Below are 23,628 nucleotides of genomic sequence, written 5' to 3'. Positions count from 1 at the left end.
ACCCCTCCCGCACCAGCCCGAAGCTTTTACCGAAACCAGGAGCATTCATTCCGTGACCAGTGCCAACGGCCCCGCCCGCCCCGCCCTGCCCAGCCTGCTGGGCCTCGGCCCGCGCGCCGAACGCCGCCGCCGCACCCTGCCCGCCGGAGTGCTGCGGCTGCCCACCATCGGCGTCGACATCGGCGGCACCAAGGTGGTCGCCGGCGTGGTCGACGGCGAAGGCCGGGTGCTGGACCGGCTGCGCACCGAGACCCCCGACAAGAGCAAGAGCCCCAAGGTGGTCGAGGACGTCATCGTCGACCTGGTCCTCCAGCTCGCCGACAAGCACGACGTCCACGCCGTCGGCGTCGGCGCGGCCGGCTGGGTCGACTCCGAACGCTCCACCGTGCTGTTCGCCCCCCACCTGAACTGGCGGAACGAACCCCTCCAGGAGGCGCTCAGCTCCCGGCTGCGCTTCCCCGTGGTGGTCGAGAACGACGCCAACGCCGCCGCCTGGGCCGAATGGCGGTTCGGCGCCGGCCGCGGCGAGGACCACATGGTGATGATCACCCTCGGCACCGGCATCGGCGGCGCGGTCGTCCGCGACGGCTACGTGGACCGCGGCAAGCACGGCCTGGCCGGCGAGTTCGGCCACATGCAGGTGGTCCCCGGCGGCCACCGCTGCCCGTGCGGCAACCGCGGCTGCTGGGAGCAGTACTCCTCGGGCAACGCGCTGGTCCGCGAGGCCCGCGAACTCGTCGCCGAGGAGTCCCCGGTGGTCCAGCCGCTGCTCGCCCGGGCCGGCGGCAGCCCGCTCGGCATCACCGGCCCGCTGGTCACCGAAGCCGCCCGCGACGGCGACGCCGTCGCCACCGAGCTGCTCTACGAGGTCGGCCGCTGGCTCGGCGTCGGCATCGCCAACCTGGCCGCCGCGCTCGACCCCGGCCGGTTCGTCGTCGGCGGCGGCGTCAGCGAGGCCGGCGACCTCCTGCTCGGCCCCGCCCAGGACGCCTTCCGCCGCACCCTCACCGGCCGCGGCTTCCGCCCCGAGGCCGAGATCGTCCACGCCGCCCTCGGCAACGAGGCCGGCCTGGTCGGCGCGGCGGACCTCGCCCGCCAGGTCGCCCGCCGGTTCCGCACGGTCAAGCGCCGGCGGGTGGAACGCGAGCCGCTGACGCGGGGTCTGCTGGGCGGCGGCGCGAGCCGCTGACGCGGGGTCTGCTGGGGGTCGGGTTTCTCGGTGAGTTGCCGGGGCGGGCCTGCTGGTGTCGGGCTGTGCTTCGTCGGCGCGGGTCTGCCGTCTGCTGGTGCGGCCTCCTGCTGGCGCGGGGTCTGTTCCTGGGGACCGGTGCGGTGCCTGCCGTGGTCGTGGGGCGAGCCGCTGGCGTAGGGCCTGCTGGGTGGTGGTGCGGGCCGCTGGCGCGGGGTCTGCTGGGGGTCGGGCTTCTTCGTGGGTCGCCGGGTCGGGCTTGCTGGTGTCGGGCTGTGCTTCGTCGGCGCGGGTCTGCCGTCTGTCGGTGCGGCCTCCCGCTGGCGCGGGGTCTGCTCCCGGGGACCGGTGCGGTGCCTGCCGTGGTCGTGGGGCGAGCCGCTGGCGTAGGGCCTGCTGGGTGGTGGTGCGAGTCGCTGGTGTGGGGCTTGTCGGGGTCGGGTTTCTCCGTGGGTCGCCGGGTCGGGCCTGCCGGTGCCGGGCTGTGCTTCGTCGGCGCGGGTCTGCCGTCTGTCGGTGCGACCTCTCCCGCTGGCGCGGGGTCTGCTCCTGGGACCGGTGCCTGCCGTGGCGGTGGTGCGAGTCGCCGGTGTGGGGCCTGTCGGGGTCAGGCGTCTCCGTGGGTCGCCGGGGCGGGCCTGCTGATGCCGGGCTGTGCCTCGTCGGCGCGGGTCTGTCGTCCGGTGGTGCGGCCTCCCGCTGACGGGGGCGCGGGTGTGGTGCCTGTCGTGGCGGTGGTGCGGGTCGCTGGTGTGGGGCCTGTCGGGTCGGGTTTCTCGGTGAGTTGCCGGGGCGGGCTTGCTGGTGCTCGGCCGTGCTTCGCCGGCGCGGGTCTGTCGTCCGTCGATGCGATCTCCCGCTGACGTGGGGCCTGCTCCCGGGGGCCGGTGTGGTGCCTGTCGTGGTTCTGGGGTGATCCGCTGGCGTGGGGCTTGTCGGGGTCGGGTTTCTCCGTGAGTCGCCGGGGCGGGCCTGCCGGTGCCGGGCCGTGCTTCGTCGGCACGACTCTGCCGTCCGCCGGTGCGGCAGCACGCCGACGCGGGGCCCCTGCGGGGAAGGCGGTTTGTGGCGGTGCGGTCTGATGCTGCGACAGGATCGTTTCGGCGTGCGGCAGTTGGCCGAACGTGCCGTTGTCGAGTGCGTGGCGGGTGTGGGAGAACGGGAGACCGATGCCGTCCCAGGGAGGCCGTATGAGACCCCTCGTCCGTCTCGTCCCCGCATTCGCACTTGTCACCGGACTGCTCTGCACCGCCGCGCCCGCGCAGGCCGGCCAGGCCGTCGTCGCCGGGAAACAGCCCGAGGCGGTGGGCTGGGGCGGAGCGGTGAGCAGCGTGGACGCCGACGCCACCGCCGCCGGGTTGGAGGTGCTGCGGCGCGGCGGCAACGCCGTGGACGCCGCGGTCGCCACCGCGGCCGCGCTCGGGGTGACCGAACCGTACTCGGCGGGTATCGGCGGCGGCGGGTACTTCGTGTACTACGACGCCCGGACCGGGAAGGTCACCACCCTCGACGGGCGGGAGACCGCCTCCCGGACGGCCGACAGCTCGCTGTTCCTGGAGAACGGGCAGCCGCTGGCGTTCAACGACGCCGTCACCAGCGGCCTGTCCGTCGGCGTGCCCGGCACGGCCGCCACCTGGGAGCAGGCGCTGCGCCGCTGGGGCAGCCGCGATCTGGCCGAGGTGCTGAAACCGGCCGAGCGGATCGCCGACCGCGGGTTCACCGTCGACCAGACCTTCCAGGACCAGACCGCCCTCAACCAGGCCCGGTTCCAGGACTTCCCGGCCAGCCGGGCGCTGTTCCTGCCGAACGGCAAGCTGCCGGTCGTCGGCTCCACCCTGCGCAACCCCGATCTCGCCGCCACCTACCGGGAGTTGGGCCGGACCGACACCGCCGCGCTGTACCGCGGCCCGATCGGCGCCGACATCGTCCGGACCCTCCAGCACCCGCCCGTCGACCCGGCGTCCGGGCGCAACGCCCGCCCCGGGAAGGTCGACGCCGCGGACCTGGCGGCCTACCAGGTCCGGCAGCAGGACCCGACGCACGTCACCTACCGCGGCCTGGACGTGTACGGCATCGCCCCGTCCTCCTCCGGCGGGACGACCGTCGGCGAGGCGCTGAACATCCTCGGCACCAGCAGCCGCGCCGACCTCGCCGACCCCGTCCAGTACGACCACCGCTTCCTGGAGGCCAGCCGGATCTCCTTCGCCGACCGCAACCGCTGGGTCGGCGACCCGCGCGCCGTGCAGGTGCCGACCCGTCAGCTCCTCGACCCGGCCTACGGCGCGTCACGGGCCTGCCTGATCGACCCGAAGCACGCGCTGACCAGCCCGCTCGCCCCCGGCGACCCCTACCACCCGGCGGCCTGCGCCAGCAGCGGACAGCCGGTCGCCGAACCGTACGAGGGCCTGAGCACCACCCACCTGACGGTCGCCGACCGGTGGGGCAACGTGGTCGCCTACACGCTGACGATCGAGCAGACCGGCGGCAGCGGCATCGCCGTGCCGGGCCGGGGCTTCCTGCTCAACAACGAGCTGACCGACTTCAACTTCGCGCCGCTCACCCCGGGCGTCCCCGACCCCAACCTGCCCGGCCCGGCCAAGCGTCCGCGCTCCTCGATCTCGCCGACCATCGTGCTGAAGGACGGCAAGCCGTACCTGGCGGCCGGCTCGCCCGGCGGCGCCTCCATCATCACCACCGTGCTGCAGGTGCTGACCGGGCGGATCGACCGCGGCCTGACGCTGGAACAGGCCATCGCCGCGCCCCGCGCCAGCCAGCGCAACACCGCCGCCACCCAGGCCGAACCGGCCTTCCTCGCCTCGCCCGAGGCGGCGAAGCTCCAGGCCATGGGCCACGTGTTCACCAGCACCCCGGAGATCGGCGCCGCCACCGGCATCGAACGCCTCCCCGACGGCCGCTGGCTGGCCGCCGCCGAACCCGTCCGCCGCGGCGGGGGAGCGGCCGCGGTGGTGCACCCGTCCCGCTGAGCCGTCGCCTGCCGGGCGCTGTCGGCCCCGGGCGGTATGTTCGGACGGGGTGCCCGGCCCGGTGCCGCGCGCCCCGTCCGTCCGTACCGCCGAGGGAAGGCCGCCGTGACCGTCCGCATCGCCACCTGGAACATCAACTCCGTGACCGCCCGGCTGCCCAAGCTGCTGGAGTGGCTGGAGTCCGCCAAGCCGGACGTGCTCTGCCTGCAGGAACTCAAGTGCACCACCGAGGCGTTCCCCGCCGAGGCGATCGGCGAGCTCGGCTACCGGAGCGCCGCGCACGGCACCGGCCGGTGGAACGGCGTCGCCGTGCTGTCCCGGATCGGCCTGGACGACGTGGTCCGCGACCTGCCCGGCCAGCCCGGGTACCTCGCCGAGGACGCGATGCTCCCCGTGATCGAGCCGCGCGCGGTCGCCGCGACCTGCGGCCCCGTCCGGGTCTGGTCGGTGTACGTGCCCAACGGCCGCGAGGTCGACCACGCCCACTACCGCTACAAGCTGGAGTGGCTGGCCGCGCTGCGCGACGCCGTCCGCGAGGACACCGCCGGCGACCGCCCGTTCGCCGTCCTCGGCGACTACAACATCGCCCCCGCGGACGAGGACGTCTACGACATCGCCGCCTTCGAGGGCCTCACCCACGTCACCGCCCCCGAGCGCGCCGCACTGACGGCCCTCCAGGAGATCGGCCTGCAGGACGTGGTGCCCCGCCCGCTCAAGTACGACCACCCCTACACCTACTGGGACTACCGCCAGCTGGCCTTCCCGAAGAACCGCGGCATGCGGATCGACCTCACCTACGCCAACAAGCCGTTCGCGGACGCGGTGTCGGACAGCTACGTCGACCGCGAGGCCCGCAAGGGCAAGGGGACGTCGGACCACGCGCCCGTGGTGGTCGACCTGGACCTCTGAGCCCGGGCGTCAGAACAGCAGCGAGAGGACGACGGTGCCCAGCACCGGGTTGGCGTTGACGTAGTCCAACTCGGCCCAGTGGTACAGGGCGACGGCGCACACCAGCAACGGGTCGGGCTCCGCCGACACCCGCCCGTCGGAGTCGGCCGGGCTCCGGCCGTCCTCCAGGAGTTCCGCGCGGAGCAGCCCGCGGCGGACGAAGCGCAGGGTGCGGTCGCCCGCGCAGAACTCCACGAAACGGCCGGAGCGCAGCGGGTGCCGGCCGCGTGCGCGGAGGTGCAGCTCGGCGCCGTCGAAGACGCCGGCGACGCCCCGGGTCGCCGGCTTCGCGGCGTGGAAGCCGGGCCGCCCGAACGCGGGCAGCTCGGCCGGCGGGCGGCCGTCGAGCTCCACCCGCCAGGACTCCGTGGCGTCGGTGCACGTCCTCAGCCGCGTCCGGTGCAGCGCCGGCTCGCCGAGCTGTGTGGCGGCTGACGCCCCGTCCGGGCGAATCTTCGTGAACTCCACCGCGTCGTCCCCCTGTTCGTGAAACCGCAGGTGAAGGCCAGTGGGTGGAGCTTCCTGCGCCAGTATTCTCTGAGTGTATAGACGCGGAGTACACCCCCGGCGTACTCTCTCGATCATGAGCGTTCCACTCACCCTGCTCGGGCTCCTCGAACGCGAGCCCAGCCACGGCTACGACCTCAAGCGGGACTACGACGCGTTCTTCGGACGCGGAAAGCCGCTGCCCTTCGGCCAGGTGTACGCGACCCTCGGGCGGCTCGCCCGGGACGGGAAGGTCGTCGTCGGCGAGCCCGAGGCCGGCGACGGGCCCGACCGCAAGCGCTACGTGATCACCGAGACCGGCGCCACCGAGTTCGAGGACTGGCTGCGCGAACCCGTCGCCGCCGAACCCCACCTGCAGACCGTGCTGTTCAGCAAGGTCGTGCTCGCCCTGATGCTCGGCCGCGACGCCGAGCTGTACCTCGACACCCAGCGCGCCGCCCACCTGAAGCGGATGCGCGAACTCACCGAGATCAAGCGCTCCGGCGGCCTGGTCGACGCGCTCCTCGCCGACCACGGCCTGTTCCACCTGGAGTCCGACCTGCGCTGGATCGACCTGACCGCCGCCCGACTCGACGCCCTTGCCGCAGAGGTGGCCAAGCGATGACCGACCCCCTGATCCACGCCCACGACGTCACCCTCGCCTTCGGTGAGACCCCCGCCCTGCGCGGCGCCGAACTCGCCGTCGAGGCCGGCGAGATCCTCGCCGTCATGGGCCCCAGCGGCTCCGGCAAGTCCACCCTGCTGCACTGCCTGGCCGGCATCCTCACCCCCGACAGCGGCGAGATCCGGTTCGACGGCCGCCGGATCGACAACCTCGGCGAACAGGAGCGCAGCGCCCTGCGCCGCGAAAGCTTCGGCTTCGTGTTCCAGTTCGGCCAGCTGGTACCGGAGTTGACGGCCGAGGAGAACGTCGCCCTGCCGCTGCTGCTCGGCGGCCGGCGCCGGGCCGCCGCGCTCCAGCAGGCCCGCAGCTGGTTCCCGAAGCTCGGCCTGGACGGCCTGGAGGCCCGCCGCTCCGGCGAACTGTCGGGCGGTCAGGCCCAGCGCGTCGCCCTCGCCCGCGGGCTGGTCGCCGAACCCCGCGTCCTGTTCGCCGACGAACCCACCGGCGCACTCGACTCCCTGACGGGCGAACAGGTGATGGACCTGCTGGTGGGCTGCGCCCGCGAACAGGGCACCACCGTCGTCCTGGTCACCCATGAGGCCCGGATCGCCGCCTACGCCGACCGCGAGGCGATCGTCCGCGACGGCCGCGCCACCTCGATGAGCGGACGGCTGACCTCATGATCGGGCTCGGACTGCGACTGGCCGTCAGCGGCGGGCGCGAGGCACTGGTCCGCCTCGCCATCACCGCCGGCGCGGTCGCCATCGGCGTGGGGCTGCTGTTCACCACGCTCGCCGCGATCAACGGCGTCCACGCCCAGAACGCGCGCAACGCGTGGCTCAACACGCCGTTCGTCAACGGGCTCCCCGCCGATCGGGAGGCTGCGGGGAGTTCCGGCGGCGGCCAGGGGGCGAGCGCGTCCGGCGGTGCTGCGGAGGCGGGGAGTTCCGCTCCCGGCGGCGCGCCGGCGGTCGACGGTCGGGCGGCGAGTGCGGCCGGGGTCGATCCGATGTGGTGGACGACGCGGCGGGACACCGTGCAGGGCAAGGAGATCGGGCGGATCGACGTCGCGCCCACCGGGCCGCGGGCGGCGCTCGCACCCGGCGTGCCGCGGATGCCCGGGCCCGGCGAGTACTACCTGTCGCCCGCGCTGGCCCGACTGGTCGACGAGCTGCCGCCCGCGCAGTTGGGGGACCGCTTCCCCGGGCACCGGATCGGAATCCTCGGGGACGCCGCGCTGCCCGCGCCGGACAGCCTGCTGGCGCTGGTCGGCCGCACCCCGCAGGAGCTCTCGGGGCAGCTCGGCGCCACGACGGTGGACCAGGTCGCCACCATCGCGCCCGAGAAGTGCGCGAAGTGCGTGGTCGGCATCAAGGCCAACGGCGTGGACCTGATCCTCACGGTGGTGACCGGCGCGCTGGTCTTCCCGGTGCTGATCCTGATCGGCACCGCCACCCGGCTGAACGCGGCCCGCCGCGAGCAGCGGTTCGCCGCGATGCGGCTGGTCGGCGCGACACCCCGTCAGGTGTCCACGGTGTCGGCGGTGGAGGCGACGGTCGCCGCCGCGCTCGGAGTGCTGCTGGGCTTCCTGCCATACCTGGCGCTGCGCGGCCCCGTCACGAACGCGAAGCTGACCGGCGCACCGTTCTTCGCCTCGGACATCGCCCTGACGCCCGTGCAGATCGCCGCCGTCGCCGTGGGCGTCCCGCTGGCCGCCGCCGTCGCCGCCCGGATCGCGCTGCGCCGGGTGCAGATCTCCCCGCTCGGGGTGAGCCGCCGGGTGACCCCCAAGCCGCCCAGGACGTGGCGCGTGGTGCCGCTGGTGGCCGGGCTGGTCGAGCTGTCCGCGTTCCTGGTCTGGCACCCCGAGTCGGTGCCCGGGCAGGTCAAGGCGTACCTGTCCTCGTTCCTGCTGATCGCGCTCGGCCTGGTGCTGTCCGGCCCGTGGCTGACCATGAAGGGCGCGGGGCTGATCGCCCGGCGCACCCAGCGCCCGGCGACGCTGATCGCGGTGCGCCGACTGGTCGACAACCCGACCGCCGGGTTCCGCGCGGTGAGCGGACTGGTGCTGGCCCTGCTGGTGATGACCGCGACGATCGGCGTCATCACCACGATCAGCGAGGAGCGCAACCACCCCCACGGCGGCCCGCAGTTCAACAACATGCTGGTCAACGACCTCACCGGCGGATTCGACGAGGGCGGCGAACGGTTCGTGAGCCAGGGCCCGCCCGCCTCGCCCGAACTGCTCCAGCGCCTGCGCGCCGTCCCCGGCGTGCGGACCGTGCTGCTGGCCCACCCCGGCGACCGGCAGCTGGAGGTGCAGGCCGCCGACGGACCCGCCACCACCCGGGAAGTCGTGGCCTGCCGCGACCTGGAGCCCCTCAAGCTGTACGGCCACTGCGCGCCCGGCGCGCAGAGCGCCTACGTCCCGGTCACCTGGTACGGCTGGCGCGACGAGAGCGCCACCGAATGGCCCGCCGCCCCGTTCACCCCCGACCAGCTGGACGCCACGGGCGTACTGAACGTGGTGGTGGACACCGACGGCTCACCCGCCGCCGTCGAGCAGATCCGGACCATGGTGGACGTCGCCTACCCGGCCGAGCGCCAGATGATGACCCTCGGCGAGGCGTGGAGCCTGGCCGGAGCCGAAGTGCGCGGCTTCCAGCAACTCGCCGACGCGGTGATCCTGGCGACCTTCCCGATCGCCGGATGCAGCCTGGCAGTGAGCGTCGCCGGCGGCCTCAGCGAGCGCAAACGCCCGTTCAGCCTGCTGCGCCTGACCGGCGTGCCGCTCGGCACCCTGCGCCGGGTGGTGGCCATGGAGTCGGTGGTGCCGCTGCTGGTGATGGCCGCCGTGGCGATCGGCGTCGGCCTGCTCGCGGCCGACCTGTTCCTGCGCTCCCAGCTGAAGTACACGCTGCACGCACTCGGCGCCGGCTACTACCTCGTGGTGATCGGCGGCCTGAGCGCCGCACTGGCCATCATCGGCGCGACGATGCCGCTGCTGCGGCGGATCACCGGGCCGGAGACGGCCCGCAACGAGTAGCCCTCCGGTTGGTGGAGTCCGGTGGCGCTGCGTCCCACGGACGCGGTGCCACCGCAGGTCACCGGGGTCCGACCGTCCCGTCGGGAAGACGGGACGGCGGAGGCTCGAGGGGCCGTGGCCCGGTTCCGGAGCACGGATCCCGGCGGGAGCCGCACCGTGCGGCGCCCCGGCGACGACCGAGGGGGGTGGTGAACGTGTCGTTGGTCAGGTTGTCGTCGTACAGCTCCTGCCGACTGAGGCAGTGGTCCCGGGGGTGGCGATCCCGAAGGTCCCAGGGCGAGCCGGGCGCCGGTGCTGATCACGTACGACTGGCCGGTCGCCACGGGTTCCGGGACAGGGCGACGCTCCGGACCCGAACGGCCCTTGAGGTGTCGCCGGGCCCGGGGCCCTGGCCTAGCGTGGTCGGCGACCAAGGGTAGTGGGGCGGTCACGCACCGCTGCCCCTCGGCTCGACTCCCTGGAGGTACGGCATGCGCCGAACGCGCACCGCCGGCGTCGCTCTGCTCGGCACCACCGTCCTGCTCGGCCTGGCCGGCGCTGCTGCCGGCCCCGCGTCCGCGAAGGGCAGCCAGCCCGCCTGGGTCAGCCCGGCGCAGGCGCAGCCCGGCCAGTCCGTCTCGGTCAGCGTGAACTGCGCCGGCAACGAGACGAAGACGCTGACCGCGAGTTCGCTCGCCTTCGCCGGCGGCTCGACCACGCTCAGCGTCGGCCCCGACGGCAAGTACTCGGGCACCGCGACCGTCATCTCCGAGCACGAGATGGCCGACGCGGCCGCCAAGCGCTCCACCGCCAACGACCCGTCCTGGGGCATCGACGGCAAGTGCCCGAACGGCGACAAGTTCGTCGGCGCGGTCGCCATCGCGGCAGCCGGGGCCGGCAGCGGCAACACGGGCAGCGGCAACGCCGGCAACGGCAATCCGGGCAGCGGCAGCGGCGCCGTGGGCGGCGACTGGGAGGGCGCCGCGCGGCTCCCGCACGGCGGGGTGGAGACCGGGGTCGGCGGTTCGGTCGGCATGGACGCCGGGCGGCTGGCCGCCGGGGCCGGGCTGGTGACGGCCGGAGTGGCCGGGTTCTGGCTGCTGCGCCGGCGCGGATCGGCTGCCGGCGAGGAGCTCTGAGCGGTCGTCCGGTACGCGCCCACCGTACCCGGCGGGCCCCGCGTCCCCCGCGGCCCGCAGCACGCAACGCCCGAGGGCGGCTCCCACCAAACGGTGGGAGCCGCCCTCGAAGCGTGTCCGGGCGGGCCGGTCAGACGGCCGGGACCGCGGCGGCCGCGGGAGCGGCGTCGGTGCGCTGCAGGGTGCCGATGGTCAGCAGGTACTGGCCGACGATGTAGGTGAGCATGATCAGGAAGCTGTGCATGGGCAGCAGCTTCCAGTGCGCCAGGTCGGTGGCGATCAGGGTGTCGGACAGCAGGAACAGCGCGCCGCCCACGCCCGCCCGCCAGTCGATCCGGGAGGACGTCACCGCGGTGGAGGCCAGCAGCAGGCTGTAGGCGGCCATCGGGATCCGCATGGCGGCGTCCAGGTCGGGCAGCAGCAGCGTGATCAGCGTCGCCCAGGCCACCGCGTAGCAGGCCGCGACCATCGCCGTGCGGCGGCGGTCGGCGAGCGCGCCGAGCTTCACGAACATCGTCACGTAGCAGGCGTGGCCGACCGCGAACGAGCCCATGCCGGCCAGGAACCCGACGGTGCCGCCGACCTGCAGCAGGATGTCGCCGCCCGCGCCGAACAGCAGCGCCGGGATCAGCAGCTTCGGCGTGGCGGGCCGCGCCGACGCCCACACCCAGGCGGCCAGCAGCGGCATCAGCAGCGGCTTGGTGGAGTACCGCAGGACCGGCACGTGGACGGCGATCGCCGTCAGGTGCGCCACCGAGACGACGGCGAAGGCGATCAGCAGGGCCCGCGCGGTGCGCGGGTCGCGGGCGGGGCTCATGCGGGGGCACTCTCCGGTGAGGCGGCGGGGGAATCGGTACGCGGCGCGGGCTGCCAGCCCGGGCCCTTCACCAGGTGGCGCAGCCGATCGCCCCAGGTGGTGGCGCGGGCCACGTCCCGGGCGATCGCCGCGTACTCGTGGGTGGCGACCTTCAACGGATTGTAGGTCGAGATGTTCTTGGTCAGTCCGTACACCGGCTGCTCGGCCTCGGCCGCGAAGGAGCCGAACCAGCGGTCGAAGACGATCAGGATGCCGCCGAAGTTGCGGTCCAGGTAGCCGCCCTGCGAGGCGTGGTGCACCCGGTGGTGCGACGGCGTGTTGAAGAGGTACTCGACCGGCCGGGGCAGCCTGCCGATCCGCTCGGTGTGGATCCAGAACTGGTACACCAGGTTCACCGAGCCGCAGAACGCCACCGCCGCCGGGTGCACGCCCGCCGCGATCATCGGCAGGTAGAAGATCCAGCTGGTGGCGGACGTCCACGGCTGACGCAGCGCCGTCGACAGGTTGTAGTGCCGGCTGGAGTGGTGCACCACGTGGCAGGCCCACAGCACCCGGATCACGTGGTGGCCGCGGTGCGACCAGTAGTAGAAGAAGTCGTAGGCGAGCAGCATCAGCGGCACCGTCCACCACAGCACCGGTGTCCGAAGCGGCGTCAACTCGTACAGGAACGAGTAGATCGCCACGATCGGGATCTTCCACCCGGCGTCGAACAGCAGCGAACCCAGGCCCATCGACAGGCTGGCCGCGGTGTCCTTCGCGGCGTAGCCCTGCTCGTCGTCGTCCGGGTGGAAGCGGTAGGAGACGATCTCCAGGACGGTGAGCAGCACAAAGGCCGGTATCGACCAGAGCACGACATCGGGTAGGTCAGGCATGCCCGGAACCATAAGGGACGTGGGCGACCGGCGGAAGAGGTAGTTACCGACGCGTAGTGTGCGGTGCGGCGTCTAGGCTTGGGGGCGACATGGAGCGGCAGGAAGCAGCCGCCGGCGCCCTGGCGGCCACCGGCGGTACGGGGAACGGACGCACGGGCGGGGCCACGCGGCTCGCGACCCCCGGCCGGACGTACCCGCAGATCGTCGGTACCGGAAGCGAATTCGCCGATTCCGTGCGGCGGTTGGCGGAGCGGTTCGCCGCCGCCGACCGGGCCGAGGCGGATCTGCTGGCCTCGGCCGTGCTCGGCGCGCACGGCGCCCGGCACCTCGGCGGCGCACCCCAGCAGGCCGAACCCGCCGCCGGCACCAGCTGGTGGCACGGGCCGAGCGTCCACCACACCACCTCGCCGCTGTTCCGGCCGCTCGGCTACCGCCGGATCCGGCGCGAGGCCCCCGCGCTGCCCGCCCCCCGCGCCACCGGCGGCGGCCGGCACCGCAAACCCGAACGCCCCACCACCGAACTGCGCATCGCCGCCCGGCTGCTGCTCGCCCACCCGCTGGTCACCGCCGACGGCCCGCACGGCGCGTCGCTCCCGCTGATCCGCCGTCACGCCGCCACCCTCGCCGAACGCTTCCACACCCTGCTCGGCTACCGGCTCACCCTCGGCCCCGCCCACGCCCGCCTGCACAAGGCCGCGCTGCCCGGCCGCGGCCTGCCCGGCCTCGACCCCGCCGGGTACGCGGCGCTCGTCCGGGCGCTGGCCGCGATCGCCCGCGGCGAGCGGCCGACGGCGGACGTCGACGCGGTGCAGGCGCTGCTCGACCAGTGGCGGCCGCCCGCCGAACTCGCCGCCGACCTGCTCACCGCACCCCCGCTGCCACCCGCCGGACCCGAGCTGACGGTCCGCCGACTGCTCGCCGAGACACCCGTCGTCCTGCTCGACGACCTCGCCCCCGCCGAACGCGACCACCTGCGCGAGGCCGTCCCCGCGGAGACGGAACGATTCGCCGACGTGCTCGGCCTGACCGCCGAGATCCGCGCCGAAGGCATCGCCCTGCTCGACCCCGCCGACGAACTCACCGACCTCGCCCTCCCCGGCACCGGCACCCTCGCCCAGGCCGCCCTGCTGCTCGCCGAACGCCTGGTCGAGGACCTCCGTCCGGTCGACACCGAGAGCGCCCCGCCCGCCGTGCTGATCCCCGACGCCCTCATCGACGGCACCCTCGGCGACATCACCGACGACTACGGCATGAGTGCCGGCTGGGACGCGGGCTACCTCGCCGACCTCGCCGCTTTCCGCCGCGACGCCCTCGACCTGCTCCACCGGATGGGCCTCGCCGCCCCCGCCGGCCGCAACTGGCTGCTCCGCGCCCCCGCCGCCCGCTACGCCCCGCGCGCCGAACTCCAGCCCGCCCCGGGCTCCGGCCGCCACTCGCGCCCCGCGAAGGGCCGGGACCGGCAGGCGGTGTGAGGACGGGCCCTAGGATCTCGGGGCATGACGAGCAAGGGATGGGGCGCCCTGTACGGGCTGGCGGTCATGGCGGTGCTCGGCTGGGGGCTGACCGGACTGGTCGAGGCGGGGTGCGACTGGGGTTTCTCGCGGGGCCGGCGGCAGTGCGGGGTTCCCGACGGGTACCTGCCCCACTTCATCGCCTGCGGTGTGGCGGCGTTCTCGACCGCCGGGCTGGGCTGGACGGTGATCCGCACCGACGACTGGCGGCCCTCGCTGGGCGCCTCGGCGGGCGGGCTGGTCGCGCTGGTGATCACGCTGGCCAACGGCCGGAGCGGCGGGCACCTCGCGCTCGCCGCGCTGGAGGCGGCCGTCGTGATCGGGCTGCCGGTGACGCTGCGTCAGGTCGGCCGGGCCGGGGCGCGGCGGGCGGGGAAGGCGGCGGGGGGCGTCAAGGGGTGAGCGGGCGGACGTGTTCGGCGACCGGGCGGAACTCCTGGACGGTGGTGTCGTACTGGACGCGCTGGCCCTGGTGGAGGAAGCGGTTGTCGTCGGGGGCGAGGACGGAGTCGTAGTAGACGGCGACCTCGGGGCCGCCCGCGTCCGGGGTGATGTAGCCGTAGGCGTGGTGGATGTCGAACCACCGCACGGTGCCGGTCTCCATGGCGGGACTCCCTTCGGGCCGGTCACCCTCAGTATCGGCCGCGGCCCCGGGACCCACCACTCGTTCGGCCGAGCGTCAGCGCTGCGCGGCGCTCACGGCGTGGCCCTGGCGGACGGTCTCCACGGTGGCGGCGACGCCGAAGGAACCCAGGACGACGGAGGCCGCGACGGCGGCGCAGGCGAGCATCCGGCGGTGGCGCTTCGGCAACGGGAAGCGCAGAACCGGGGCGGACGCGATGGTGCGGGCGTTCATGGCAGAGAGCGTGGCAGGGCGGCGTTACGCGGTCACCAAACGCGGGTGAAATCCGGAAGGGATCTCGGCGTCGGAACCTCCACGACCCGATCGCCGCAGGTCGGCAGGGGAGTCGCCGGTGTGCGCAGCAGGCCCGGCAGGAACGAGGCCAGCACCTGCTGGGCCGCGCCGTAGAAGAAGATCGGCAGCAGCACGGCCGGGTGGCCGCCGAACTGGGCGCCCGCCAGCGCGGCCGCCGCGCTGGTGTTGTTCAGGCCCGAGGCGAGGGTCAGCGTGGTGCGGGCCGCCGGCGCGGCGGGGGAGCGGCGGGTGGCCAGCCAGCCCGCCAGGAACGGGCCGGCGCAGACCAGCGCGCCGCACCCGGCGGCGACCGCGACCAGCCGGGGCTCGGGCCGCAGCACGATCTCCCGGGCCACACCCGCCGCGTTCAGGTACGTCAGCGCGAGGGCGTTCAGCAGACCCGCCAGCCGCAGCCGGGGCAGCAGCGCGGCGCGCAGCCGACCGCTCAGCAGACCCCGGGTGGCGCGGCGGGCCAGCAGCCCGGCCAGGCAGGGCAGCGCCACCCACAGCGCCATGAACCGGCAGGTGGTGTCGGAATGGGCGAGGGCGTCCAGCACCCGGCGCAGGCCGCCGCTCTCCGGCTCCTCGGCGAGCGCCAGGCCGAGCGGGGTGGTGAGCGGGCTGAGCAGCGTGGTGACGAGGACCAGGCCGAGGCCGAGCGGCGCGTCCCCGCCGACCCTGGCGCCCCAGGTCTGGGCGGCGCCGGCGACCGGCATCGCGGCCGTCAGCGCCAGCCCGACCACCAGCCAACGGGCCTCCCGGACGTCCGGCCAGCACCCGGCGGCGGCCCGCTCCGCGCCGAGCAGCACCACCGCCCGCAGCACCAGCGCCACCCCCAGCCCCGCCAGCAGCAGCCCGGGCCGCAGCAGCGCCCGGCCGACGTCCGCGGCCCGGGTCTCGAACCCGCCGATGAACATCGCCGCCACCAGCATCAGCGTCGGCACCGTCACCCCCGCCGCCCGACAGTGCCGGATCTCCCCCGCCGCGGCGGGCAGCAGCGCGCCCAGCAGGCAGGCGGCCACGGTGGCGGCGGCGAGCCGGCGGCGCAGGGCGCGGTCGAGGGCGGTGCAGAGCGGGCGCATGGGGGGCGGGGCTTCCGGGGGGTGTTCGGCGGGACGTGCGGCGGAAAGGCAGCGGGGCGCGGGGGCGGGTGGACCCGGGCGGCGGGTCCGGGTGGCGGACGTCCGGGCTCCCGGGCGGCGCGGGGCGTGGAGGACCGGCGGGCGCGGGCGGATGACGGCCGCCCGGCCCGCCGCGCGGCGTGGAGTCCGACCCGGATCAGCCTGCCACCGTCCCGCGGCGGCTTTGACCATTACGAACTCTTGGTAAAGCCGGGCGAGTTGCCGCTCGCCCAGACGCCGCACGGGCCGCCGGGACAGCCGCCGCGACCCGGCGGCGGGGCCGTTTCACTCCTGCGGGCGAGACCGCCCGGGGTATTCCTCGCCGACGGCGGTGCCGACGGCGTCGCGCAGCCCGTGCGCCGCGTGCATCCGCGACGGCCCCGCCGCCGGGTCGTCGCGCAGCTCGCGGATCAGGGACAGGCAGAGCGCCAGCATCACCAGCACGAACGGCAGCGCCACCAGGATGGTGGCGTTCTGCAGCGCCGTCAGGCCGCCCGCCAGCAGCAGCGCCGCCGCGACCGACGCCATCAGCGCGCCCCACACCACCACCAGCCAGGTGCGCGGGTGCAGCGCGCCCCCCGAGGAGAGCGAACCCAGCACCAGCGAGGCCGAGTCCGCCGAGGTGATGAAGTACAGCATCACCAGCAGCACGGCGATCACACTGGTCAACGAGCCCAGCGGCAGCGACTTGAGCATCTCGAACAGCCCGGCGTCCGCGCCCTGCGGAATGGTCGCGACGAGGTCGGCCGCACCGGTGGACTGCAGCCGGATCGCCGTGGCGCCCATCACCACGAACCACACCGTGGTCGCCCCGCTCGGCACCAGCAGCACCCCGATCAGGAACTGGCGGACCGTCCGGCCGCGGGAGATCCGGGCGATGAAGGTGCCGACGAACGGCGCCCAGGACAGCCACCACGCCCAGTAGAAGATCGTCCAGGAGCCCAGCCAGTCCTCGTCGGTGAACGCCCCGGTCTGGGTGGCCAGCACCGCCAGGTCGGACAGGTAGCCGCCGACGGTGGAGGGCAGCGCGTCCAGCACGAACACCGTCGGGCCGACCACGAAGACGAACGCCATCAGCGCGGCCGCCAGCACCACGCTGGTGGTGGACAGCCACTTCACGCCGCGGTGCACACCCGACATCGCGGACAGCACGAACGCCCCGCCGAGCGCCGCGATCACCACCAGCTCGACGCCCTGGGTGGCCCGGACGTCCGTCACGTACCCGAGGCCGCCGGCCACCTGGATCGCGCCCAGGCCCAGGCTGGTCGCCGAGCCGAACACCGTCGCGAACACCGCCAGCAGGTCGATCACCCGGCCTGCCCAGCCGTGCGCCCGGCGCTCGCCGAGCAGCGGCACGAACGCCTCCGACATCCGGTTGCCCCGGCCCTTGCGGAACGTGGTGTACGCCAGCGCCAGGCCGCCCACCGCATAGATCGCCCACGGGTGCAGCGTCCAGTGGAACAGCGAGAACTCCAGCGCCCGCTGCGCCGCCGCCGACGTCTGCGGCGCGATGTCGGAGCCCGGTTGCGGCTGCGCGTACAGCTGAAGGGGCTCGCCGACGCCGTAGAACAGCAGGCCGATGCCCATGCCGGCGCTGAACATCATCGCCACCCAGGCCAGCGTGGAGAACTCCGGCTGCTCGCCGTCCCGGCCCAGTGGCACCCGGCCGAAGCGGCTCAGCGCGATCACCACCGCCAGCACCAGGAACACGTCCGCGGCCACCACGAACAGCCAGCCGAAGGAGTGCAGCACCCAGGACAGCGCGGTGCTGGACGTCCGGCTCAGCGAGTCCTGCGCGAACACCCCCCAAGCGACCACCCCCAGCACCGCGACGGCGCCGACGCCGAACACCACCCGGTCCACCGGGAAGGCGTCCGGCGCGGACGGCCGAGGGTCTGTCGAAGGCTCGGAGGGCCCGAAGGGCTCGGAAGGCGTGGGCATATGAGGCACTATGTCCACAAACGCCCGCCCGCCGGTAGGCGGCACGCCGAGGGGCCGCGCAGCCGGCCCGGCGTCAGGCGGCCGGCACCGGCGGCGGCTCGTACGGGCCCAGCACCAGCCGGACCATCTCCTCCAGCCGGGTACGGGCGTCGTCCAGGGTGGACCGGCCGGTCACCCAGGCCGTCAACTCGCCCTGCCAGGCGTGCCCCACCATGTGCCGCACCAACTCCCCGGAGCCCGGCGGGACCTCCGGCAGCACCGCGCCCAGCGCCGCCCGGTCCGCCCGGGCCAGCCCCTGGAGGGCCTCGCTGGCGAACGGATCCGTGGACGTCGCCACCGCCACCCGCAGCCGGGCCAGCTCGGGCTGCCGCTGGTACGCCCGCATCCCCCGGCGCACGAACCGCACCGCCCGCTCGGTCGGCGAGGCGCTGCGCCCCGCCCCCACCTCGCCCACCAGGTCGGCGAGCAGCAGCCGATGCCAGTCCGCCATCGCCGCGGCCAGCAGATGGTCCTTGGAGGAGAAGTACCGGTAGGCGGTCCCGAGAGCCACCCCCGAACGCTCCGACACCTGCTTCATCTGGAGCCGCTCCACGCCGATCTCGGTCACCAGGGCCAGGGCGGCGGACAGGAGGGAGCCGCGGCGTTCGAGCTGACGGGGGGACATCGCCTCCACCGGACGAGGTGACAGGTCAACCTTGGTCACCCGAACCATGATACGGGGCGGCCCCTCGCCGCGGTATGACGCGACAGGTCACCGGTCAGTGACGGTCGCTCCCGACTCAGGGCGACTTCGGCGCCCCCGGGACCCCGGGCCGCAGCTCGCGCAGCAGGGTCTCCTGCACGGCCGACGCCACCAGCACCCCGTCACGGTCGTAGAACTCGCCCATCGCCAGCCCCCGGCCGTCCGACGCCGACGGGCTGCGCTGCGCGAACAGCAGCCACTCGTCGGCGCGGAACGGGCGGTGGAACCACATCGCGTGGTCCAGCGAGGCCAGCGCCACCCGCGACTCCGCCACCCGGTGCACCCGGTGCGGCTGCAGGTGCAGCGCCGTGGTGGACGCCAACGTCAGGTCCGAGAGGTAGGTGAGCGCGCACACCTGAAGCAGCGGATCGTCCGCCGGCAGCCCGGCGTCCGTCCGCAGCCAGACGAACTGCTGCGGCACCCCCGGCAGTTCGGGCGGCAGGCCGGGCGCGCCGGCCGGGACGAACCGCATCCGCAGGGCGCGGAAGATCGCCGACAGCTCGTACTCCTCCGGCGCGTCGCGCTGCCAGGCCAGGTACGGGTCCGGCAGCTCCTCCGGGCCCGGCACCGGCGGCATGGTGCGCTGACGGTCGCCCGCGGACTCCGGGCGCTTGAACGACGCCGACATGGTGAAGATCGCCTCACCGCGCTGGAGCGCCGTCACCCGCCGGGTCGCGTACGAGTTCCCGTCCCGGGCCCGGTCCACCTGGTAGACGATCGGACGGCGCGGATCGCCCGGCCGCAGGAAGTAGCCGTGCAGGCTGTGCACCCGCCGCGCCGGCTCCACCGTTCGCCCCGCCGACGTCAGCGCCTGCGCCGCCACCTGGCCGCCGAACGCCCGCAGCGGCGCACCCGCGTGACAGTGCCCCCGGAACAGGTTCTCGTCCAGCTCCTCGATGCCGAGCAGATCGGTGAAGGAGGGGGCGTCGGTCGGGGAGTTCGGAGTCACGCGGCACATGCTAGAACACGTTGCAGTGTTGATCGGATGTGGAACGGGTCACGTCGCGCTGTCCGAGGTGATCGCCTGTCGGAGGTGATCGTTAGCGTTCCGTCCATGACCACGGCCGTCCACACCCTGCGCTACCCGAGGCCCTCCGCGCTGCGCCCGCACCGGCTGGAACTCGCCACCCAGCACGGACCGTTCTTCGACGGCACGCTGCGCCACCCCGGGCCGGCCGCCGCCGCGCTGCTGGCCGTCGCCGACGTGGCCGCGGCCCGCTACCACCGTCCGCTCGCCGCCGCCTCGCTCGACCCCGTGGTCACCGCCGACGGCGACCGGCTGCGCTTCGAGTCCTTCTCCGGCTGCGGCGGCGTGCACGCCCGCCTCGACCTGCTCCCCGACGGCCTCGACGGCGCCGCCACCGGCCACGGCACCACGAACATCGACATCGGCGCCCCGCTGCGCGAAGCCCTGCGGCTGCGCGCCCCGGCCGAGCGGCTCAGCCTCGCCGTCGGCGCGGACGAGGTCGAAGTCGGCATCGGCGCGGACACCTTGATCGAACGGAAGGTGCCGCTGCCGACGCGCTGGCTCAAGGGCTTCGCCGAGACCCAGGTCCGCACCGCCCGGTTCGACCTGCGCGCCGAACTGCCCGCCGCCGAAGCCGTCCGCTTCCTGCGCACCCTGCCCACCGGCGGCCGCAGCACCGTCCGCTGGGTCCTGCCCACCGGCCGCGGGCTGCGCCCCACCTCCCGGCCCGGCCCCGGCGCCGTCTGCCTGCCCGGCCCCGAACGGCTCGCCGCCCTGCGCCCGCTGCTGCGGCATGTCGTCGCCCTGCGGATCTACGGCCCACCCGGCACGCCCACCGGCCCCACCGCCTCCGCCTGGGAACTCGCCCTGCCCGGCGGCCGGATCACCCTCACCCTGTCGCCCGACGCCTCCCGCGGCTTCTCCGGCGAAGGCGGCCTGCTCGACCTGCTGGCCGTGCCGACCGCCGCCGGCGACGCCGAGATCCTGGAGGCGCTGTTCGACGACGAGCCCCGGATCGACCTCGCCGCAGACCTCGGCCTGCCCCCCGACCGGGTCCGGGCCGCCCTCGCCCACCTCGCCACCGCGGGCCGGATCGGCTACGACCTCGCCGACGCCGCCCACTTCCACCGCCAACTCCCGTACACCGCCGAACGGGTGGCGGACGCCAACCCCCGCCTGCGATGCGCCCGCGACCTGCTCGCCGCCGGGGCCGTCGGCCCGCGCGCCGGCGACATCCGCGTGGTGACCGTCGGCGACCACGCCCACCACGTCCGCCTCGACGCCGACGGCCCCGCCGGCTGCACCTGCCGCTGGTGGGCCCGGCACCGGGGCGACCGGGGGCCGTGCAGCCATGTGCTGGCGGTGCGGATGGCGACGGAGGGGACGCGGTGAGGCGGGGCGGAGTGCGGCGACCGGAGGTGCTGCGGGCTGCGCGGGGACGTCCGGCTGGTGGGCCGCCGTCGCGGCGACCGGGGGCGTGCAGTGCGGTGGCGGCGGTGCGGACGACGATCGAGGAGAACCAGCGGTGAAGCAGCCCGAGACGGACCTGGTGGCGGCGATCCGCCGTGCCGACTTCGACGAAGTCGCCCGACTGGTGGGTGGGTTGACGCCGCCGCAGCGGCGGGCCGAGGTGCCCGGGCTGAAGGCGCTGCGGCGTGAACTGCGCGACAGCATCCACTCCCGGGCCGGGGCCGGGACGGCCCTGCTGGTCGCCGGGGCGGTCTGCCACACCGCGCCGTCCGGTGCGGCCGAGTGGATCGGCTCCGGTGACTTCGAGGGCGTCGAGCGGTGGCACCGGCCGCCGCTGGGCGGCCTGCTGGACGGTCAGGACACCAGCTGGCAGCGGGAGGTGGCCCTGCGGCTGGCCCGCCGTCCCGGTGACCGCGAGAGTTGGGGGCCGTCCACCGCCTACCGGATCGCCGAGCACCTGCTGCGCGCGAGCGACACCCCGCCGCCGACCGACCCCGGGTTCGTCGTCGAGTGGATGACCGACCGCGGCGACCCGCGGCCCCGGCACGGGGAACCGCGACTGCCGCCCGGCATCGACCTGTTCGCGCGGCTCGTGCAGGACAGCTTCACCCCCGTCCTCGCCCCGCTGGTCTTCGACGCCGACACCGCCGGGCAGCTCTCCGGCCCGTGGGTCGCCAAGGAGGACGCCCAGCGCTGGCCCGGCGTCCTCGCCCGGCTCGCCGACGAACAGGTCGTCGACCGCGAGGAGTTGGTCGCCCGCGGCTTCGCCCGGCTGGTGCGCGGCGGCGGGGCCGGGGAGCTGCGCGGCTACCTCGCGGTGGTCCGCGCACTCGCCCCGTCCGAGGACGAACTCCTCGCCAACCTGCGGGCGTTGACCGCCCTGCTGGACGCCGCCTCGCCGCTCGCCGGATACGCGCAGGACTGCCTGATCACCCTCGACCGGGCCGGGCGGCTCGACGACGCGACGGTGGCCGAAGCCGCCGAGGTGCTGCTCGCCCGGCCGGAGAAGAAGCTCGTCCGCACCCAACTGGCCTGGCTGGACCGGGTGGCGGCGCGAGCACCCGAGCTCGCGCTGCGGGCCGCCGCCCAGGCCTACGGGCACCCGGACCGGCAACTCCAGGGCCAGGCGCTGAAGGTGACCGGCCGCCATGTCGCGGGCGGCCGCGGCCGGTTGCTGGTCGAGCTGCGGGCGGCCGCCCTCGCGCTGGACCCCGCGCACGCCGAGACAGCGGCTCAACTGCTCGGCATTCACGTCGAGTCGGAGGAGGCGGCGGAGGAACAGGACCGGCTGCCCGAGCCGCCCCGACCGGTGGCGATGCCCGCACCGCTCGGCAGCCCCGCCGAGGTCGCCGAGGAGCTCGCCGCCGCGCTGGCCGGCGACGGCGACGGCGTCGCCTTCGAACGCGTCCTGGACGGTCTGGTCCGGCACGCCTGGCAGGACCGGGAGGCGCTCGCCGCCGCGCTCGCCCCCGTCCTCGTGGCCGACGAGTGGCGGACGCTCGGCGTACTCGCCGGAGCCGTCACCGGCGCACTGCCCGAGCAGCGGGCCTGGCGGTCCCTGGCGACGCCCAAGGCCAGCCCGTTCCGGACCTGGGAACTGCGCGGCGGCGTGGGCGGGTTGATCGCGGCCCGACTGGAGGAGACCGCCTGGCGACTGACCGGCGACCCCGTCCCCCTGCTGCTCTCCACCCCCACCCGCCGGAACGGCGCGCTCGACCCCGGCGAGCTGGTGGCGCGACTTCGCCGGTACGAGGAACTCGGCCTCGAACCCGGCCCGATCGACCTCGCCCAGGCCCTGCTGCGCACCGTCCCCGACGGCATGTCTGACGCCGGGGCGGACGGCCTCGCCTCCCCGGCGGGCGCGCGGCTGGCCGCCTGGCTGCGGGCCGGCGGGCTGCCCCGGCAGGCCGCCACGCCGATCCCCGCCGGGACGGCGCGGCCCGGGGTGCGGATGACCGAGTACCGCCGCTTCTGCGACCAACCCGGCCTCGGTGACGGCGAGTTGTCGATGCTCGGGGTGCCCGGATCCGGCGCACCCGGCGTGCGGCCGGAGGGCGGAGTGCCGGATCCGGTCCGGGCGCTGCTCGGCCCCACCGGGCGGTTCCACCGGTGCTCCGAGGTCGAGCACTCCATGCCGGACGCCCGCTGGCTCGCCGTCCTGCCGCACCACCGCGAGGAACTCGCCGTCCGCCTCATCGGCCAACTCGCCGACTCCGCCGGTTCGTCGCCGGTCCGCGGCCACCCCCAACTGCTCCCGCTGCTCGCCGAGACGGGCGGTCCGGCCGGCTTCGCCGTTCACCAGGCCCTCGCCTACGGCCTCGGCGCGGCCTTCCCCGAGGACCGCACCGCCGCCGTCGACGCCGTGCTGCTGCTGGCCGCGCAGTCCGCGCTCGACGCGACGCTGCTCGGCCACGAGACCGGCGAACTGCTGCGCGCGGGTGCGGTCAAACCGAACCGCCTCGCCGCCACCTGCACCGAACTCGCCGACGCGGGCGCGCCGAGGCTCGCCTGGACGGTGCTGGCCGGCGTCCTGCCCGCGCTGCTCGACGGCCGCCCGCCGACGGGCGCGGCGGGGCTGCTGACGGCAGCGGTGGAGTGCGCGCGCCGCGCAGGGGCGAGAGGGGAGATTCCGGCGGTGACGGCCGCCGCGACAAGTGGCGGGCGCAGCAAGCTGGCTGCGGAGGCGAGAGTCCTGGCCGGACTGCTGGAGCGGGCCTGACGGCGCGGGCCGTCAGGCGGCCGGCTTCTTTCGGACCGGGACGTGCTGGGCGCTGTTCCCGGTGAAGGGCGCGCGGGTCCGGCCGTCCCAGCGGCGGCGGAGCCGCAGGCCGGCGAGCCGGGCCATGAGGTCCAGCTCGGCGGGCCGGACCCAGCG

General features: G+C 74.9%; 20 protein-coding genes. 11 read left to right on the top strand and 9 right to left on the bottom strand.

What is annotated here, in order from left to right; all coding sequences use genetic code 11:
* Nucleotides 1–52: 52 nt before the first annotated feature.
* The 3 genes from CG736_RS04970 (at nucleotide 53) to CG736_RS04960 (ending at nucleotide 5,082) form a co-directional block, all read left to right on the top strand.
* Nucleotides 53–1,189, top strand: a complete 1,137-nt coding sequence (locus tag CG736_RS04970) for an ROK family glucokinase (protein ID WP_100584862.1) — start codon at nucleotides 53–55, stop codon at nucleotides 1,187–1,189.
* 1,190 nt (nucleotides 1,190–2,379) lie between these two features.
* A complete protein-coding gene (gene ggt, locus CG736_RS04965; protein ID WP_100584861.1) occupies nucleotides 2,380–4,173 on the top strand; it encodes a gamma-glutamyltransferase in 1,794 nt (597 codons plus the stop codon).
* Between the two features lie 105 nt (nucleotides 4,174–4,278).
* Complete coding sequence (locus CG736_RS04960) at nucleotides 4,279–5,082, top strand: exodeoxyribonuclease III (RefSeq protein WP_232733786.1); 804 nt, start codon at nucleotides 4,279–4,281, stop codon at nucleotides 5,080–5,082.
* A gap of 9 nt (nucleotides 5,083–5,091) precedes the next feature.
* On the opposite strand, the gene CG736_RS04955 is transcribed toward CG736_RS04960, so the two are convergent.
* On the bottom strand, nucleotides 5,092–5,589 hold the full coding sequence (locus CG736_RS04955; protein ID WP_100584859.1) for a hypothetical protein: 498 nt from the start codon (nucleotides 5,587–5,589) through the stop codon (nucleotides 5,092–5,094).
* A gap of 115 nt (nucleotides 5,590–5,704) precedes the next feature.
* Between CG736_RS04955 and CG736_RS04950 the strand changes: the two genes are divergently transcribed.
* The 4 genes from CG736_RS04950 (at nucleotide 5,705) to CG736_RS04935 (ending at nucleotide 10,396) form a co-directional block, all read left to right on the top strand.
* Nucleotides 5,705–6,232, top strand: a complete 528-nt coding sequence (locus tag CG736_RS04950) for a PadR family transcriptional regulator (RefSeq protein ID WP_043911223.1) — start codon at nucleotides 5,705–5,707, stop codon at nucleotides 6,230–6,232.
* Entirely contained in the window at nucleotides 6,229–6,915 is a 687-nt protein-coding gene (locus CG736_RS04945) for an ABC transporter ATP-binding protein (protein WP_100584858.1), read from the top strand. The genes CG736_RS04950 and CG736_RS04945 overlap by 4 nt, the downstream gene beginning before the upstream one ends.
* Complete coding sequence (locus tag CG736_RS04940; RefSeq protein WP_100584857.1) at nucleotides 6,912–9,278, top strand: FtsX-like permease family protein; 2,367 nt, start codon at nucleotides 6,912–6,914, stop codon at nucleotides 9,276–9,278. The genes CG736_RS04945 and CG736_RS04940 overlap by 4 nt, the downstream gene beginning before the upstream one ends.
* Before the next feature lie 470 nt (nucleotides 9,279–9,748).
* Nucleotides 9,749–10,396: a hypothetical protein gene (locus CG736_RS04935; RefSeq protein ID WP_100584856.1), complete on the top strand. Its 648-nt coding sequence runs from the start codon at nucleotides 9,749–9,751 to the stop codon at nucleotides 10,394–10,396.
* A 130-nt stretch (nucleotides 10,397–10,526) separates the two neighbouring features.
* Here CG736_RS04935 and CG736_RS04930 read toward each other — a convergent pair whose 3' ends face one another.
* Nucleotides 10,527–11,213, bottom strand: coding sequence for a lysoplasmalogenase (locus tag CG736_RS04930; protein ID WP_100584855.1), 687 nt, complete (start codon nucleotides 11,211–11,213; stop codon nucleotides 10,527–10,529).
* Complete coding sequence (locus CG736_RS04925; protein WP_100584854.1) at nucleotides 11,210–12,085, bottom strand: sterol desaturase family protein; 876 nt, start codon at nucleotides 12,083–12,085, stop codon at nucleotides 11,210–11,212. Before CG736_RS04925 ends, CG736_RS04930 begins: the two co-directional genes overlap by 4 nt.
* Before the next feature lie 89 nt (nucleotides 12,086–12,174).
* Here CG736_RS04925 and CG736_RS04920 point away from each other — a divergent pair, with 89 nt between their 5' ends.
* Both CG736_RS04920 and CG736_RS04915 read left to right on the top strand, forming a co-directional pair.
* The gene (locus tag CG736_RS04920) at nucleotides 12,175–13,557 is read left to right on the top strand and encodes a DUF2398 family protein (protein ID WP_100584853.1); all 1,383 of its coding nucleotides are present in this window, start codon (nucleotides 12,175–12,177) and stop codon (nucleotides 13,555–13,557) included.
* Nucleotides 13,558–13,581: 24 nt separating this feature from the next.
* The gene (locus tag CG736_RS04915; RefSeq protein WP_100584852.1) at nucleotides 13,582–13,998 is read left to right on the top strand and encodes a hypothetical protein; all 417 of its coding nucleotides are present in this window, start codon (nucleotides 13,582–13,584) and stop codon (nucleotides 13,996–13,998) included.
* On the opposite strand, the gene CG736_RS04910 is transcribed toward CG736_RS04915, so the two are convergent.
* From CG736_RS04910 to CG736_RS04890, 6 genes are all read right to left on the bottom strand, one after another.
* Complete coding sequence (locus CG736_RS04910; protein ID WP_100584851.1) at nucleotides 13,988–14,200, bottom strand: cold-shock protein; 213 nt, start codon at nucleotides 14,198–14,200, stop codon at nucleotides 13,988–13,990. The genes CG736_RS04915 and CG736_RS04910 overlap by 11 nt on opposite strands.
* Before the next feature lie 75 nt (nucleotides 14,201–14,275).
* The gene (locus CG736_RS35935; RefSeq protein ID WP_157815413.1) at nucleotides 14,276–14,452 is read right to left on the bottom strand and encodes a hypothetical protein; all 177 of its coding nucleotides are present in this window, start codon (nucleotides 14,450–14,452) and stop codon (nucleotides 14,276–14,278) included.
* Nucleotides 14,453–14,484: 32 nt separating this feature from the next.
* Nucleotides 14,485–15,594, bottom strand: coding sequence for a hypothetical protein (locus CG736_RS04905; protein WP_100584850.1), 1,110 nt, complete (start codon nucleotides 15,592–15,594; stop codon nucleotides 14,485–14,487).
* Between the two features lie 324 nt (nucleotides 15,595–15,918).
* The gene (locus tag CG736_RS04900; RefSeq protein WP_100584849.1) at nucleotides 15,919–17,574 is read right to left on the bottom strand and encodes a BCCT family transporter; all 1,656 of its coding nucleotides are present in this window, start codon (nucleotides 17,572–17,574) and stop codon (nucleotides 15,919–15,921) included.
* Between the two features lie 73 nt (nucleotides 17,575–17,647).
* On the bottom strand, nucleotides 17,648–18,277 hold the full coding sequence (locus tag CG736_RS04895; protein WP_157815412.1) for a TetR/AcrR family transcriptional regulator: 630 nt from the start codon (nucleotides 18,275–18,277) through the stop codon (nucleotides 17,648–17,650).
* Between the two features lie 76 nt (nucleotides 18,278–18,353).
* Nucleotides 18,354–19,265 (bottom strand): acyl-CoA thioesterase, encoded by a 912-nt coding sequence (locus CG736_RS04890; RefSeq protein WP_369879836.1) that lies wholly within the window; start codon nucleotides 19,263–19,265, stop codon nucleotides 18,354–18,356.
* 105 nt (nucleotides 19,266–19,370) lie between these two features.
* On the opposite strand from CG736_RS04890, the gene CG736_RS04885 reads away from it, so the two are divergent.
* Together CG736_RS04885 and CG736_RS04880 are read left to right on the top strand one after the other, a co-directional pair.
* Nucleotides 19,371–20,675, top strand: a complete 1,305-nt coding sequence (locus CG736_RS04885) for an SWIM zinc finger family protein (RefSeq protein ID WP_100584846.1) — start codon at nucleotides 19,371–19,373, stop codon at nucleotides 20,673–20,675.
* Between the two features lie 133 nt (nucleotides 20,676–20,808).
* Entirely contained in the window at nucleotides 20,809–23,472 is a 2,664-nt protein-coding gene (locus tag CG736_RS04880) for a DUF6493 family protein (RefSeq protein ID WP_100584845.1), read from the top strand.
* Nucleotides 23,473–23,628: the final 156 nt, after the last annotated feature.

This window comes from Kitasatospora sp. CB02891, assembly GCF_002803145.1.
GTDB lineage: Bacteria > Actinomycetota > Actinomycetes > Streptomycetales > Streptomycetaceae > Kitasatospora > Kitasatospora griseola.
Note: the sequence above shows the minus strand (reverse complement) of the source record. Positions and strands in the feature narration are given on the sequence as shown.

Bases quoted from the DNA above. Each gene is read 5' to 3' on its own strand.
- CG736_RS04950 (WP_043911223.1), top strand. From the start codon at position 5,705: ATGAGCGTTCCACTCACCCTGCTCGGGCTCCTCGAACGCGAGCCCAGC.
- CG736_RS04925 (WP_100584854.1), bottom strand. From the start codon at position 12,085: ATGCCTGACCTACCCGATGTCGTGCTCTGGTCGATACCGGCCTTTGTG.
- CG736_RS04910 (WP_100584851.1), bottom strand. From the start codon at position 14,200: ATGGAGACCGGCACCGTGCGGTGGTTCGACATCCACCACGCCTACGGC.
- CG736_RS04885 (WP_100584846.1), top strand. From the start codon at position 19,371: ATGACCACGGCCGTCCACACCCTGCGCTACCCGAGGCCCTCCGCGCTG.
- CG736_RS04915 (WP_100584852.1), top strand. From the start codon at position 13,582: ATGACGAGCAAGGGATGGGGCGCCCTGTACGGGCTGGCGGTCATGGCG.
- CG736_RS04905 (WP_100584850.1), bottom strand. From the start codon at position 15,594: ATGCGCCCGCTCTGCACCGCCCTCGACCGCGCCCTGCGCCGCCGGCTC.
- CG736_RS04935 (WP_100584856.1), top strand. From the start codon at position 9,749: ATGCGCCGAACGCGCACCGCCGGCGTCGCTCTGCTCGGCACCACCGTC.
- CG736_RS35935 (WP_157815413.1), bottom strand. From the start codon at position 14,452: ATGAACGCCCGCACCATCGCGTCCGCCCCGGTTCTGCGCTTCCCGTTG.
- CG736_RS04940 (WP_100584857.1), top strand. From the start codon at position 6,912: ATGATCGGGCTCGGACTGCGACTGGCCGTCAGCGGCGGGCGCGAGGCA.
- CG736_RS04945 (WP_100584858.1), top strand. From the start codon at position 6,229: ATGACCGACCCCCTGATCCACGCCCACGACGTCACCCTCGCCTTCGGT.
- CG736_RS04920 (WP_100584853.1), top strand. From the start codon at position 12,175: ATGGAGCGGCAGGAAGCAGCCGCCGGCGCCCTGGCGGCCACCGGCGGT.
- CG736_RS04900 (WP_100584849.1), bottom strand. From the start codon at position 17,574: ATGCCCACGCCTTCCGAGCCCTTCGGGCCCTCCGAGCCTTCGACAGAC.
- CG736_RS04930 (WP_100584855.1), bottom strand. From the start codon at position 11,213: ATGAGCCCCGCCCGCGACCCGCGCACCGCGCGGGCCCTGCTGATCGCC.
- ggt (WP_100584861.1), top strand. From the start codon at position 2,380: ATGAGACCCCTCGTCCGTCTCGTCCCCGCATTCGCACTTGTCACCGGA.